Here is a 14,108-nt window from a genome sequence, read left to right on the forward strand (position 1 = left end):
TTTGAAGGGAAAGAAGAAGATACTGCTTGCTGTAGTTTTAGTTCTCGTTATGGCAGTTGGAATCACTTCCATTATTGTTATAAGAAAGAGAAATAAAATTGTAGTAAAAGTATTCCCGGTAAGTATGCTGAACAGTTCTGACTGGTTTGATACAGATACTTCTCTTACGGGAACGCTTACTTCAGATTTTATACAGGAAGTACATGTTTCCGGTGGACAAAAAGTAAAGAAGATTTATGTCAAAAAAGGTGATAAAGTTAAAAAAGGCGATGTTCTTTTGAAGTATAATGTTGCGGAAAAAGAACTGGATTTAAAACTTCAGAAGCTTCAGATGCAGTCATCTGAGTTGGAAATTGCTGAGATGGAGAAGGAATTAAAGAAGCTTAAAAACACAAAGACAGTTGGTTCAATTGATACGGGAAACAGCAGAGTGATGGATGCATCTGTTAATCTTTCTGATATAAAGGGAACAAGCCTTCGCTACCTTATGGCAGAGGCGGAAAGGGATGGAACTACCGCAGTGAGCAATTCGAAAGCTACGAATGAGGCAGATGGAAGCAGCTCAGGTTCTGAAAGTGGAAGTGGCGCCGGCTCCGAGAGTGGTTCAGGAAGTGGAAGTGGCTCAGGCTCCGAAAGTGGTTCTGGAAATGGAGGCAGCGCTGGCTCCGAGAGTGGTTCAGGAAGTGGAAGTAGCTCAGGCTCCGAGAGTGGTTCAGGAAGTGGAAGTAGCTCAGGCTCCGAAAGTGGTTCAGGAAGTGGAAGCGGCTCAGGCTCCGAGAGTGGTTCAGGAAGTGGAAGTGGCTCAGGCTCCGAAAGTGGTTCAGGAAGTGGAGGCAGCGCCGGTTCCGAAGGCGGTTCTGGAAGTGGAGGCAGCTCAGGCTCCGAAGGTGGTTCTGGAGAAGAATCAGGAAAGGATGATGCGACACCAAAAGAGAATATTAATAGTCTTGAGGATGCATCGGGAAAAGGAACAAAAGACGATAAATACATCTTTAATTTGAAAAAAGGTGGAAAAATCAGTGGTTCAGTTATTAAACAATTAAAAGATAAAGGTGAGAATGGTTATGCAGTAGTTAAAGAATATGATGGAGATGATACTAGTACATATACCTTGACACCAGATAAATTATCAAAGATTAATGTAAAAGAAGGTAAAATGTATTCTGTTGAAGAATTGAAAAATGGTGGAGATGAAGATATTGTAGGTAATATTTCATCAGAAGAAAACTATATCAAAGGTTCAGGAACAGAAGAAGATCCATATATATATAATTTAAATATTAATGGCTCTGTTGTAGGTAGTGCAATTCGAAATTTACAAAAAGATGGAAAATATGCAAAGTTTATTGAGTATGAAAATGAAAAGCAGACAGGAAAAACTTATACATTAACTCCAGACACATTATTTAGAACAGACATTACATCTGAAGAAAATTATACAATATCTTCGTTAAATGAATTGACTAAGGTATCTTATATAGAATTGCCGAAAGCAATAACAAGTATAGATGATAAGGATGAATATGATAGTTCAGATGAAAAATATGTATATTATTTGAGTGATAATGGAGTTATTAAAGGTTCTGTAATTAAAGAGTTAATAAAAAATAAAAATAATGCAGAGTTTATTTCCTATGCTTCTGAAAAAGATTACAAAGCAGGAAATAAGCAGTTTACATTATCTATAAATGCAGATACTAAGTTTAAGAATATTTTATTAGATTCAACGCAATACGCTATTTCAGATTTAATAGATAATGTAAAGAAAGAGGATTCAGCGGCTACAACAACTGAGAATAAAGGAAATACTGTTCCAACAACAAATAAGACACCGACGCCGGCGGCAGATAAGGAAATCAAGTTTAAACAGAATCGAAAGAAAGTAAAAGCGGGTAATGGCTATCTCTTTTCTGTAGTGTCTAAAGATGGAAGCTGGGGAAATGGAGAGGATGACCAGAGTAAGGTTACATGGACTTTATCAAATAATATTTCAAAGTATACAAGTATTGAGAAGACGAAGTCTGGTGTTTGGTTATATGTAGATGAAGGAGAACCGTCTTCTTCTATTACACTTACTGCGCAGGTTAAGAATGTAAAAGGTATTTCTAAAACTAAGATATCAAGAACGTTGGTTGTGAAAGAAGCGGATACCAGCGGTGGAGATAATACTGGCGGAGACGGCGGTGATGATGGAGATGGCGGTTCTGGCATTGACGATGGCAGTGGAGATAATGACGGTGATGATGGCAATAATTATACTGCAGCAGAGTTAAGGGAAGCAATTGCCGAAAAAGAAGATGAAATTTCTGAAGCCAAACAAGATCTTCATGAAGCGCAGATTAACTACAATGAAGCAAAAGCAGAAGTAGATAAAGCGACAGTTAAGGCAAAGATTGCCGGTACGGTTACTACTTCATGCGATAAAGGAACGGTTCCTACAGATGGTTCGGCGGCTATCGTAGTTAAGGCAGCAGATGGAATGTATGTTAAGACTTCGATTAGCGAGATGGAACTTAGCAATATAAAGGTTGGTGGAACGATCAAATGTGTATCTAGTGATACAGGAGATGAGTATACCGCAGAAGTAAAGGAAATTTCGGATTTCCCTACCGGAGACAGTAGTAATGATGGAGGAAGTTCCAATCCAAATAGTTCTTATTATCCGGTCATTGGCTTTATTAAAGATGCAGATGGTTTGAGTCCGGGTGGTTCTGTCGAAGTTTCTTATAGTTCAAAGTCTATGGGAACAGCGAATGATAATGCAATCTATATTCAGAAAGCATATATCCGCACAGAAGACAAAAAGAATTATGTTTATATTCGTGATAAAAAGACAAAGCGTCTGAAGAAGCAGTATGTCAAAGTTGGAAAGACTATGAATGGCCAGTATGTGGAAATTATATCCGGACTGACAGATGAAGATAACATTGCCTTCCCTTATGGAAAGAACTTAAGAGAAGGAGTTAAAACGAAGATTTCCGAAGATGACAGCGAAATGATTTATTAAGGAGGAGAACGATGCTTGAAAATATAAGATTATCTTTTCAGGGTGTATGGAGTCACAGACTGCGTTCTTTCCTGACGATGCTGGGCATCATTATCGGTATTGCGGCAATTATTGCCATTGTATCAACAATTAAAGGAACGAATGAACAGATTAAAAAGAATCTGATCGGTTCTGGTACCAATACAACAACAGTACAGTTAACAGAAAGTGGAAACTATCCAGCAGAAATGGAATATGGAATTCCGAAGGGAATTCCTGTTCTTGATGATGCCATGCGTGAACAGTTAGCTGAGCTTTCTCATGTAAAAGATGCTTCCCTTTATATGTCACGTACACAGGTAGATTACATTTACTATAATTCAACAGTGCTTTCCGGTGGGCAGTTGATCGGGGCAGATTCTCATTATCTTGGAACCTGTGGTTATGTAATGAAAAAAGGAAGAGGCTTTACGGAGAGCGATTATGAGAAGTATCGTAAAGTGGCAGTAGTAGACAGTGTAGCAGCCGACTCTCTTTTTGGAAATGAGAATCCGGTAGGAAAGACCATTGATATAAAAGGAGAGCCATTTATTGTTGTTGGTGTCATTGAAGAGTCTACCGCCTTCAGCCCGGTAATTAATTCTGTAGAGGATTATTATACTTATGTATATAACGACGGAAGTGCGAGTGGTATTGTTGTAATTCCTGATGTGGACTGGAATATTGTTCAGCAGTATGATGAGCCACAGAATGCAAAGCTGCTGGCAGATTCTACAGATAATATGACATCTGTTGGAAAAGCAGCACAGACCTTATTAAACGAAACGGTAACAAATAAAGATATCAAATATCGTGCGGCAAATATGAATGAGACCGCAGAAGAAAGTCAGCAGGTAAGCGCAACGACAAATAAACAGTTAATATGGATCGCAAGTATTTCATTATTAGTTGGTGGTATCGGTGTTATGAATATTATGCTTGTATCCGTAACAGAGCGTACAAGAGAAATCGGTTTGAAAAAGGCAATCGGTGCGAGAAAGAATCGAATACTGGCACAGTTCTTAACAGAAGCAGCAGTACTGACCAGTCTTGGAGGTATCATTGGTACGATTACCGGTATTGCATTAGCAGAAGTTATCGGAAAGATATCAAATGTTCCAATTGCAATCAGTATACCGGCAGTTATTCTGGCAATTGCATTTTCTACAATAATCGGAGTAGTATTTGGATTACTTCCGGCAGTAAAAGCAGCTAATTTAGATCCAATCGTTGCATTACGCCATGAATAGTGTTATCATACATAAGTTAAAATATGCAAATGAAAATATGAAAATATGCAGAACGTAATATAACGGTGCCTGTATTTTCTGGCTATATTCTTAGATATATTAAAAAATACAGGAATAAGATGTAAAAAGAACAATAAGTAATAGCTGATAGGAGAAGAGAATGGGTAAATATTTTGGAACAGATGGTTTCCGCGGAGAAGCAAATGTAAATCTAACAGTAGAGCACGCATATCAGGTAGGTCGTTTTCTTGGATGGTATTATGGTAAAGATAAAGAAGAGAAATGCAAAGTTGTAATTGGTAAAGATACACGTCGTTCAAGCTACATGTTTGAATATTCTTTAGTAGCAGGACTTACAGCTTCAGGAGCAGATGTATATTTACTGCATGTAACAACAACACCGAGCGTTTCTTATGTAGTAAGAACAGAAGATTTTGACTGTGGTATCATGATCTCTGCAAGCCATAATCCATACTATGATAATGGAATTAAACTCATTAATTCTAAAGGCGAGAAGATGGATGAGGAAACGATCCTTAAAGTGGAAGATTATATTGATGGTAAGTTTGAAATTCCGATGGCAGTACGTGATCAGATTGGATGTACAGTTGATTATTCCGCAGGAAGAAATCGTTACATCGGTTATTTGATCTCTCTTGCAACACGTTCCTATAAGAATATGAAAGTAGGGTTGGACTGTGCTAATGGAAGTTCCTGGATGATCGCAAAGAGTGTTTTTGACGCATTAGGAGCAAAGACCTATGTGATCAATGCACAGCCAGACGGACTGAATATTAATATGAATGCCGGTTCTACACATATCGAAGTGCTTCAGAAGTTTGTAAAAGAGAATCAGCTTGATGTGGGATTCGCCTTCGATGGGGATGCAGACCGTTGTATCGCTGTTGATGAGAATGGAAGCGTTGTAGATGGAGACCTCATTTTGTATGTTTACGGCAGATATCTTAAAGAAAAAGGTGAACTTCGTAATAATACAGTCGTAACAACAATTATGTCAAACTTTGGATTGTATAAAGCATTTGACGAACTTGGTGTTGATTATGAAAAGACACAGGTTGGAGATAAATATGTTTACGAAAATATGGTACAGAATGGACATCGTATCGGCGGTGAACAGTCAGGACATATTATTTTCAGTAAATATGCAACAACCGGAGACGGAATCCTTACAGCCATTAAGATGATGGAAGTAATGTTAGAGAAGAAGCAGTCTTTAGCAACATTGACATCACCGGTTCGTATTTATCCGCAGGTACTTAAGAATGTACGTGTGAAGAGTAAACCGGAGGCACAGAATGATGCTGACGTACAGGCAGCAGTAAAGCAGGTTGCAGAAACACTTGGGGCGACAGGAAGAATTCTTGTTCGTGAAAGTGGTACAGAGCCAGTGATACGTGTTATGGTAGAAGCGGAAACAAAGGAAGAATGTGAAAAGTATGTTGATTCGGTAATTGAAGTTATCGAGAAAAAAGGTCATTGTGCATAAAGTTTTTACTTAAATAGCTATTTTGCCAAAAACTAAAATAAATAAGCATGATATAATAACTGCGCCTTAGAGCAAGCGATGGATGCAGCGCATCATCGTGCATTGACAGGAGGCAGTTGTTATATCATGCTTTTTTGTGCGTATTGTTTAATTTTTTATTTGGCTATAATTGCTTCTACATTGCATTATGGAATGGATGTTATGAGCTTTTATAAAGCTTCATAAAATCTCTATAGAATTTCATCTTGAAATTTTAATTTTGATGATGTATAATATGTCAGAACAAATGTTTGGAAAAAGGACTGCTCTTGCATCTGTTTACAGATTGCTGTAAGATATCAGATGGGAGATGACTCCCACCTCTGCAGGTGGCGAGCAGCAAGTTTGTATCATATGTTATGTTAGAATTTCCTGGAGAGATTTTAATTGACTAAAGATAGTATTTATTTATCAGGAGAATAATCATGGAGAATATAACAATTAAAGATATTGTAAAGGCTGCCGAAGGACAGCTTTTATGTGGAGATGAGAATAAAGTAATCAAGGAGTTTTCAATCGATTCACGTTCCGGTAACGAGGATAGCATTTTTGTACCGATCATCGGGGAGAGAGTGGATGCACATAAGTTTATTGATGGCGCACTTAAGATAAATGGTGCGACGTTTACATCAGAGCATGATAAGCCGTTAACTGGTTTTGAGGATAAGCCATGGATTAAAGTGGCAGATACAGTAGAAGCGATGCAGAAGGTAGGAACATTTTACAGGAATCGTATGAATCTTCCGGTTGTTGCTGTAACAGGAAGTGTTGGAAAGACAACAACAAGAGAGATGATTAGCACAGCATTAGCTTCACAGAAGAGGGTATTCCAGACAATCGGGAATCAGAATAGTCAGATTGGTGTGCCATTAACTCTTTCTCATCTTACAGCGGAAGATGAGATTGCCGTTCTTGAAATTGGCATGAGTGAAAGAGGGCAGATTGAGAAGCTTACCAATATGATTCGTCCGAATATAGCAGTTGTGACGATGATTGGAGTAAGTCATATTGCACAGTTGAAAACTCAGGAGAATATTTGTCTGGAGAAGATGGATATTGTAAAGGGACTTCCGGAAGATGGTATAGTCTTTTTGAATGGAGATGATAAGTTCCTTGCACCATATCGTGGAAAGCTTTCTCACAGAACATTTTTTTATGGACTGAATAAGGAATGTGATTATCGAGCAGAAGAAGTACGTGTGCGGGATGGACAGACCCTGTTTCATTTTTATTACAAAGATGGCGAAGCAGAGAAGAATATGGAAGTTGTTCTTGGCACTATGGGAGAGCATAATGTACGTAATGCCTTAGTTGCATTAGGGGTCGCACATCAGATGGGACTTGACATGGAAGTGGCAGCGAAGGCACTTAGTACTTTCCATGGACAGCGTCAGCAGATGCATACATTAAAGAGCTGTACGTTGATTGATGATACATATAATGCCAGCCCAGATTCTATGAAAGCAAGTATTTCGGTACTTTCTTCTATGGAAGGTGTGAAGGGCAGGAGAATTGCCGCACTGGCAGATATGCTTGAACTTGGAGAAAAGGAGAGGGATTATCATTATGAAGTAGGTAAGTTTATTGCTGGGACACAGGTAGATGAAGTTGCTGCCTACGGTGAACTTTCCGAAGAAATATTAAAAGGTATTGAAGACAATAATGCGAGAATTATTGTAAAGCATTTTGAGACAAGAGGGGAATTACAGGAGTATCTCTTAACATATGTACATCCGGATGACGTACTTTTATTAAAAGCGTCTAACGGAATGAAGTTAAAAGAGATAGCAGAAGCATTTTTACAGAATGAATAATTTTCAGGAAAAAGGGAGCTTTACAGATGAAGATATATATAATGAGACATGGAGAGACAAAGTGGAATAAGAGGAGTAAGCTTCAGGGACAGGTTGATATTCCTCTGGCACCTAAAGGTATCGAGCAGGCGCAGATGACAGCAGAAGGAATGAAGGAGATTCCTTTTGATCATATTTTTTCCAGTCCGTTAAAAAGAGCGTATAAAACGGCACAGATTGTTCGCATGGACCGTCCGATAGAGATTGTCCGCGATGACCGTCTGAAGGAGATGAGTTTTGGAACCTCCGAGGGAAAGTGTATCGGAAAGATTATGGAGAATCCGGCAATGACACGCTATCAGAGATTCCGTCTTGATCCAGAACATTTTCGCCCAGCAAAGTATGGAGAATATTTCCAGGATGTTTTAAGACGAACTGACGAATTCTTTAAAGAGGAGATTATTCCATTGGAAGGGAAAGCAGAGAATGTTCTTATTGTGGCACATGGCTGCGTAGTCAGAAGTTTTATCCTTAATTTGACAGGACGTTCTCTTAGTCAGTTTTGGAAGACACCTTTTGGAAAGAATTGCTCTTCGGTGGCATTTGAATATAAAAATGGTGAAATAAATATGATTTATGAGAATAAGTTATATTATGATACAGATTGTCCTGACTGGCAGCAGCAGATTCCTTCCTATAAAAAGGGACATAGAAAGTAAACATTTATAAGTGGATATTTACAGGTGAATATCTATGAGAAGATATGTATAAAGGTAAGTAATTATAATAAAATTGTGAGGTATTTATGGGAGAACAGATGGCATATAATGCGAATAGCATTGCAGTTCTTGAGGGACTAGAAGCGGTAAGAAAGCGTCCGGGAATGTATATCGGAAGTGTTTCTACCAGAGGTCTTAATCACCTTATTTATGAGATTGTAGATAACTCTGTAGATGAGCATCTGGCGGGGTATTGCAGTAATATTCAGGTGATTCTTGAAGAAGACGGAACGGCAACGATTCGGGATAATGGACGAGGTATTCCTACAGGAATTAATAATAAGACAGGAATTCCGGCAGTAGAGATGGTATTTACTATGCTGCATGCCGGAGGTAAGTTTGGTACGGGAGGTTATAAGATTTCCGGTGGCCTTCATGGAGTAGGAGCCTCCGTTGTTAATGCACTTTCTGTCTGGCTTGAAGTGAAGGTACAGTCAGATGGTAAGGTGTATCAGCAGATGTACGAGAGAGGAAAAGCAGTAGCACCGTTGGAAGTCATCGGCAAGTGTCGAAAAGGCGATACGGGAACGAGTGTTACTTTTTTACCAGATGGAGAAATATTTGATAAAACATACTTTAAGGCGGAATCCATTAAGAGCAGATTACATGAGACTGCTTATCTGAATCCTGGATTATCTATTACTTTTGAGAATAGAAGACCAGGAGAAGAGGAAACCGTCCTTTTTCATGAAGAAGAAGGATTAAAGGCTTATGTCAGAGATTTGAATAAGGGAAAGCCGGCAGTTGGTGAGATTGTTTATTTTAAGAAAAAGATCGATGATATTGAGGTGGAAGCGGCTTTTCAGTATGTAGATGAATTTCAGGAAACAATTATGGGATTCTGCAATAATATCTGTACGATGGAAGGTGGAACTCATATTACTGGATTTAAGACAAAGTTTACGTCTGTTATGAATCAGTATGCGAGAGAACTGGGAATTTTAAAAGAAAAAGATAAGAATTTTACCGGTGCAGATGTTCGTAACGGTATGACAGCAGTTCTTTCTGTTAAGCATAAAGATCCAAGATTTGAAGGACAGACTAAGACGAAGCTGGACAATCCGGATGCTGGAAAAGCAGTTAGTGAAGTACTTGGAGAAGAACTGACGTTATATTATGACAGGAATTTAGAAGAACTGAAAAAGGTGATTGCCTGTGCGGAAAAGTCTGCAAAGATTCGAAAAGCAGAGGAGAGAGCGAGAACGAATCTCATCTCGAAGTCCAAGTTTTCTATTGATACGAACGGAAAACTGGCAAACTGTGAGAGTCGTGTTCCAGAAGAGTGCGAAGTTTTTATTGTAGAGGGAGATTCTGCCGGTGGCTCTGCTAAAACAGCAAGAAATCGCCGCACCCAGGCCATTCTGCCGATTCGTGGAAAGATTCTTAATGTGGAGAAGGCATCCATGGATAAAGTGCTTGCTAATGCGGAAATTAAGACAATGATCCATACTTTTGGATGCGGATTTTCAGAAGGCTATGGTAATGATTTTGATATTTCCAAGTTAAAGTATCATAAGATTGTCATTATGACAGATGCCGATGTAGATGGAGCACATATTGCAACATTGCTGCTTACATTTTTCTACCGTTTTATGCCAGATCTCATTCATCAGGGACATGTTTATCTGGCAACACCACCACTTTATAAAGCGATTCCGAAGCGGGGAAAAGAAGAATATCTTTATGATGACAGAGCATTAGAGAATTATCGAAAAACACATAAGAGTAACTTTACTCTACAGCGTTTTAAAGGTCTTGGAGAGATGGATGCAGAGCAGCTTTGGGAAACAACACTAAATCCAGAGACACGTATCTTAAAACAGGTTGAGATTGAGGACGGAAGACTTGCATCAGAAGTTACATCGATGTTGATGGGAAGTGAAGTTCCGCCGAGAAGAGAGTTTATCCATACGCATGCAAAGGATGCGGATCTAGATTTATAGAATAATGTACGTTCGGAATTTTTTCTTGTAAGGTCAAACAAAGAAAGATTTTGAAAGTACATAATAAAGAAACGGAGAGAAATATGTCTGAACAGATTATAAAAACAGAGTTTTCTGATATTATGCAGAAGTCTTATATTGATTATGCGATGAGCGTCATCTGTCAGCGTGCCCTTCCGGATGTGAGGGATGGCTTGAAACCTGTACAGCGGAGAGTACTGTATGCGATGCAGGAGTTAGGACTTTCTGCCGATAAGCCGCACCGTAAGTCAGCACGTATTGTCGGAGATACCATGGGTAAATATCATCCACATGGTGACAGCTCAATCTATGAAGCCTTAGTTGTAATGGAACAGGATTTTAAAAAAGGAATGCCCCTTGTTGACGGGCATGGTAACTTTGGCTCGATCGAGGGAGACGGAGCGGCGGCGATGCGTTACACAGAGGCAAAGCTTCAGAAATTCACACAGGAAGTCTACCTTGCAGATATGGACAAGAATGTGGTCGATTTCCAGTCAAACTTTGACGAAACAGAAAAAGAGCCGGTCGTACTTCCGGTTCGTATCCCAAATCTTTTGATTAATGGAGCAGAGGGAATCGCTGTCGGCATGACCACAAGCATTCCTCCACATAATCTTTCTGAAGTGGTAGACGGAGTGAAAGCTTATATGGATAATCCGGATATTACGACAGAAGAACTGATGGAATATGTAAAAGGACCGGATTTTCCGACAGGTGGAATCGTAGTCAATCAGAAAGAGCTAAAGAATATTTATGAAACAGGCAGTGGAAAGATGAAACTTCGAGGAAAGGTTCATTTTGAAAAAGCGAAAAAGCGCTCAGAAAGAGACAAGCTTGTTATCACAGAAATTCCATACACAATGATCGGTGCAAATATCAGTAAGTTTATTGCAGATGTGGTAGGTCTGATCGAGAATAAGACAACAAGTGATATTGTGGATGTTTCTAATGAGTCTTCAAAAGAAGGTATCCGTATTGTATTAGAACTTCGCCGGAATGCAGATGTAGAGCGCCTTGAGAATCTTCTATATAAGAAGACGAGATTAGAAGATACTTTTGGGGTAAATATGCTCGCTATTGCGAATGGAAGACCGGAACTTTTAAGCCTGAAAGATATCATAAGCTACCATACAAGATTCCATTACGAAGTACTCACAAGAAAGTATGAGACACTTCTGAAAAAAGAATTAGAACAAAAAGAAATTAAAGAAGGTCTGATCAAAGCAAGTGATATGATTGATTTGATCATAGAAATTCTTCGTGGCAGCAAGAGCTTAAAAGATGCAAAGAGCTGTCTGATTCATGGAGAAACAGACAATATTACTTTTAAGACACAAAAATCGAAAAAAGAAGCTTCAAAGCTTTGTTTTACAGAAAAGCAGGCTTCCGCTATTCTTGAGATGCGTCTGTATCGACTGATCGGTCTTGAGATTATGGCATTACAGGAAGAATACGCAGAAATCCTTAAAAAGATAGATAAATATCAGGATATTTTAGAGCATCCGGCTTCCATGAAGAAAGTGATGAAAAAAGATCTGGAAAAAATCAAAAAGATCTATGGATTTGAAAGAAAAACAGAACTTACCAATGCAAAAGCTGCAGTTGTAAAAGCACTGCCAATTGAAGAAAAAGAAGTTGTATTTGTCATGGATCGTTTCGGCTATTCTAAGATTCTTGATAAGAGTACGTACGAGAGAAATGAAGAAACCGTATTAAAAGAATACCGTCATATCGTTCACTGTATGAATACCGATAAAGTCTGTGTATTTACTGATACAGGTGTGATGCATCAGATAAAAGTGCAGGATATTCCATCAGGACGACTCCGGGATAAAGGAACCCCACTTGATAATATTGGGAATTATGACAGTAGAAATGAACAGATTCTTTTAATTGCACCGGATCGGGTATTAAAAGAGTCCTCCTTATTATTTGTTACTGCCGCATCCATGGTAAAGCTTGTTGATGGAGCAGAATTTATTGTACAGAAAAAGACAGTTGCCGCTACAAAGTTAGCAGAAGGGGATACTTTAACGGCAGTACGAATTGTCAGCGCCAAAGAAGGTATCACTAATGCACAGATCATTATGCAGAGTGAAGAAGGTTATTTCCTTCGTTTTCCATTAGAAGAAGTAACAAGAAAGAAAAAAGGAGCAATCGGTATCCGCGGTATGAAGCTTCAGGAGCAGGATCATGTCAAGCACATATATCTTACCGGAGTGGAAGAGGAAGATACCCCATCTATTATTTATAAAGAAAAAGAACTGGTATTTAGTAAGATACGACTCATGGGAAGAGACGGAAAAGGAGTCAAGGTAAGAAGATAGGAACTGATTTGTAGATTTTGTGTAGACGAAAAAAGAAAAAATACCCTATCCCATCTGCTCTGTAGTCGCTGTATTTAAGATGCTCATCCGCATCTTAAACACGCTCCCAAGCCGCATCTGGGATAAGATATTTTTTCTTTTTTCTGACAACTCCAAATCTCTAGATGGGGATATCTTCTTACGGAATTGTAAAGATATTATAGTGAAAGAAATCGGGGCAATCGGAAGACTTTGGTTTTCACTGCTATTTTCTAATGGTGAAATAGTTCTTTGATTAATCATAATTTTCTGGGGATTCCCCTTATTTTTTTCACACAAAATCCTGATTTCATCTGGAGCCAGCAAACAGAAAAGCAGAAATTTGATATAGAATGAAAAGTGATGTCGGAGCAAATAAAAATGCCGGTCAGGCATTTTCTATGCCGCGACTATCTTCACATTTCATTCTATATCAAATTTCTGCTTTTCGTCTGTTTCTCCTTAATGAATTAAATTTTTGTCACATTTGGTCCTCTTAATGCGTTACTATAGTAGAAGCACTTGTACAGGGGCGAAATTAAAAGAAGCAGGAGGAAGAATGATTGCTTGGAAGTTTAATGACTTACTGTAAGGAAGAAGATGGAGAAACTTTAGAACTTCTCTATCGTACATATAAAAATAAAATGTTTTATATTGCGATGAAATTGTTAGAAGATTCAGCAGAGGCGGAAAATATAGTACATGATACATTCTTGATTTTATTGGAACATTTGGAACGAATTGGTGATATAAAGGATAAAAAAACATGGAATTATATTGTTACTATATTAAAAAACCGTTGTTTTGATTGGATGAGAAAACAGAAGTATTATAAATATGCAGATGATAAAGAAAATTTCAATGTAGAGGAAAGTTTAGATGCAAAGGAGAATATTTTTAAAAATCATTTGGAAGAGGAAATTATCATCAGGGAAAAACAGGAACTATTGATAAAGTTGATCATGAATCTGAAATACCCTTATAAAGAAGTTTTATATTTGCAATATTATAACGAATTAGGGAGTAAAGAGATAGGGGAAATTCTTTCAATAAAGCCGGATAATGTGCGAAAGATAGCCAGCAGGGCGAGAAAAATATTGAAAGAGAAAATGATAGAAATGGGGTATGGGAGATGACAGATAAGAAGTTTGAAGAATTGTTGAAAGAAGCAGTGGAACAGTGTGCTGAAAAAGAATGGGAGGAAATCAGCCAAAAGAGTAAAAAGATTCGGTATAAGCCATCTAAAGAGTTCGAAGAAAAGATGGAAAATTTATATCAAAAAGAGAGTTGTCATAATAATTTTATCGGAGATGAGCAGACAAAAAGTAAAAGTCAGTTAAAAGATACAAAAAGTGAAAAAAGATATTTTCATAAATAAAATCCTTTCGTTTGCCATAGGCGGAAAC

General features: G+C 38.2%; 10 protein-coding genes. 9 read left to right on the forward strand and 1 reads right to left on the reverse strand.

What is annotated here, in order from left to right:
* Position 1: 1 nt before the first annotated feature.
* From EHLA_RS16205 to EHLA_RS03580, 7 genes are all read left to right on the forward strand, one after another.
* Entirely contained in the window at positions 2 to 3,007 is a 3,006-nt protein-coding gene (locus EHLA_RS16205) for an efflux RND transporter periplasmic adaptor subunit (RefSeq protein WP_162290850.1), read from the forward strand.
* Between the two features lie 11 nt (positions 3,008 to 3,018).
* Positions 3,019 to 4,275 (forward strand): ABC transporter permease, encoded by a 1,257-nt coding sequence (locus EHLA_RS03555; RefSeq protein WP_096239337.1) that lies wholly within the window; start codon positions 3,019 to 3,021, stop codon positions 4,273 to 4,275.
* A 160-nt stretch (positions 4,276 to 4,435) separates the two neighbouring features.
* Positions 4,436 to 5,782: a phosphoglucosamine mutase gene (gene glmM, locus EHLA_RS03560; protein WP_096239338.1), complete on the forward strand. Its 1,347-nt coding sequence runs from the start codon at positions 4,436 to 4,438 to the stop codon at positions 5,780 to 5,782.
* Between the two features lie 464 nt (positions 5,783 to 6,246).
* Positions 6,247 to 7,635 (forward strand): UDP-N-acetylmuramoyl-tripeptide--D-alanyl-D-alanine ligase, encoded by a 1,389-nt coding sequence (locus EHLA_RS03565; RefSeq protein ID WP_096239339.1) that lies wholly within the window; start codon positions 6,247 to 6,249, stop codon positions 7,633 to 7,635.
* 26 nt (positions 7,636 to 7,661) lie between these two features.
* Positions 7,662 to 8,333 (forward strand): histidine phosphatase family protein, encoded by a 672-nt coding sequence (locus tag EHLA_RS03570; RefSeq protein WP_096239340.1) that lies wholly within the window; start codon positions 7,662 to 7,664, stop codon positions 8,331 to 8,333.
* A gap of 86 nt (positions 8,334 to 8,419) precedes the next feature.
* Positions 8,420 to 10,336, forward strand: a complete 1,917-nt coding sequence (locus EHLA_RS03575; protein WP_096239341.1) for a DNA gyrase/topoisomerase IV subunit B — start codon at positions 8,420 to 8,422, stop codon at positions 10,334 to 10,336.
* 83 nt (positions 10,337 to 10,419) lie between these two features.
* A complete protein-coding gene (locus EHLA_RS03580; protein ID WP_096239342.1) occupies positions 10,420 to 12,684 on the forward strand; it encodes a DNA gyrase/topoisomerase IV subunit A in 2,265 nt (754 codons plus the stop codon).
* A 45-nt stretch (positions 12,685 to 12,729) separates the two neighbouring features.
* Here EHLA_RS03580 and EHLA_RS16040 read toward each other — a convergent pair whose 3' ends face one another.
* The gene (locus EHLA_RS16040) at positions 12,730 to 12,966 is read right to left on the reverse strand and encodes a hypothetical protein (RefSeq protein ID WP_123864834.1); all 237 of its coding nucleotides are present in this window, start codon (positions 12,964 to 12,966) and stop codon (positions 12,730 to 12,732) included.
* Between the two features lie 299 nt (positions 12,967 to 13,265).
* On the opposite strand from EHLA_RS16040, the gene EHLA_RS03590 reads away from it, so the two are divergent.
* Together EHLA_RS03590 and EHLA_RS03595 are read left to right on the forward strand one after the other, a co-directional pair.
* The gene (locus EHLA_RS03590; protein WP_096239344.1) at positions 13,266 to 13,838 is read left to right on the forward strand and encodes an RNA polymerase sigma factor; all 573 of its coding nucleotides are present in this window, start codon (positions 13,266 to 13,268) and stop codon (positions 13,836 to 13,838) included.
* Positions 13,835 to 14,080 (forward strand): hypothetical protein, encoded by a 246-nt coding sequence (locus EHLA_RS03595; protein WP_096239345.1) that lies wholly within the window; start codon positions 13,835 to 13,837, stop codon positions 14,078 to 14,080. The genes EHLA_RS03590 and EHLA_RS03595 overlap by 4 nt, the downstream gene beginning before the upstream one ends.
* Positions 14,081 to 14,108: the final 28 nt, after the last annotated feature.

Origin of the sequence: Anaerobutyricum hallii (assembly GCF_900209925.1) — a bacterium.
Classification (GTDB): domain Bacteria; phylum Bacillota; class Clostridia; order Lachnospirales; family Lachnospiraceae; genus Anaerobutyricum; species Anaerobutyricum soehngenii.

Bases quoted from the DNA above. Each gene is read 5' to 3' on its own strand.
- EHLA_RS03555 (WP_096239337.1), top strand. From the start codon at position 3,019: ATGCTTGAAAATATAAGATTATCTTTTCAGGGTGTATGGAGTCACAGA.
- glmM (WP_096239338.1), top strand. From the start codon at position 4,436: ATGGGTAAATATTTTGGAACAGATGGTTTCCGCGGAGAAGCAAATGTA.
- EHLA_RS03565 (WP_096239339.1), top strand. From the start codon at position 6,247: ATGGAGAATATAACAATTAAAGATATTGTAAAGGCTGCCGAAGGACAG.
- EHLA_RS03570 (WP_096239340.1), top strand. From the start codon at position 7,662: ATGAAGATATATATAATGAGACATGGAGAGACAAAGTGGAATAAGAGG.
- EHLA_RS03575 (WP_096239341.1), top strand. From the start codon at position 8,420: ATGGGAGAACAGATGGCATATAATGCGAATAGCATTGCAGTTCTTGAG.
- EHLA_RS03580 (WP_096239342.1), top strand. From the start codon at position 10,420: ATGTCTGAACAGATTATAAAAACAGAGTTTTCTGATATTATGCAGAAG.
- EHLA_RS16040 (WP_123864834.1), bottom strand. From the start codon at position 12,966: ATGATTAATCAAAGAACTATTTCACCATTAGAAAATAGCAGTGAAAAC.
- EHLA_RS03595 (WP_096239345.1), top strand. From the start codon at position 13,835: ATGACAGATAAGAAGTTTGAAGAATTGTTGAAAGAAGCAGTGGAACAG.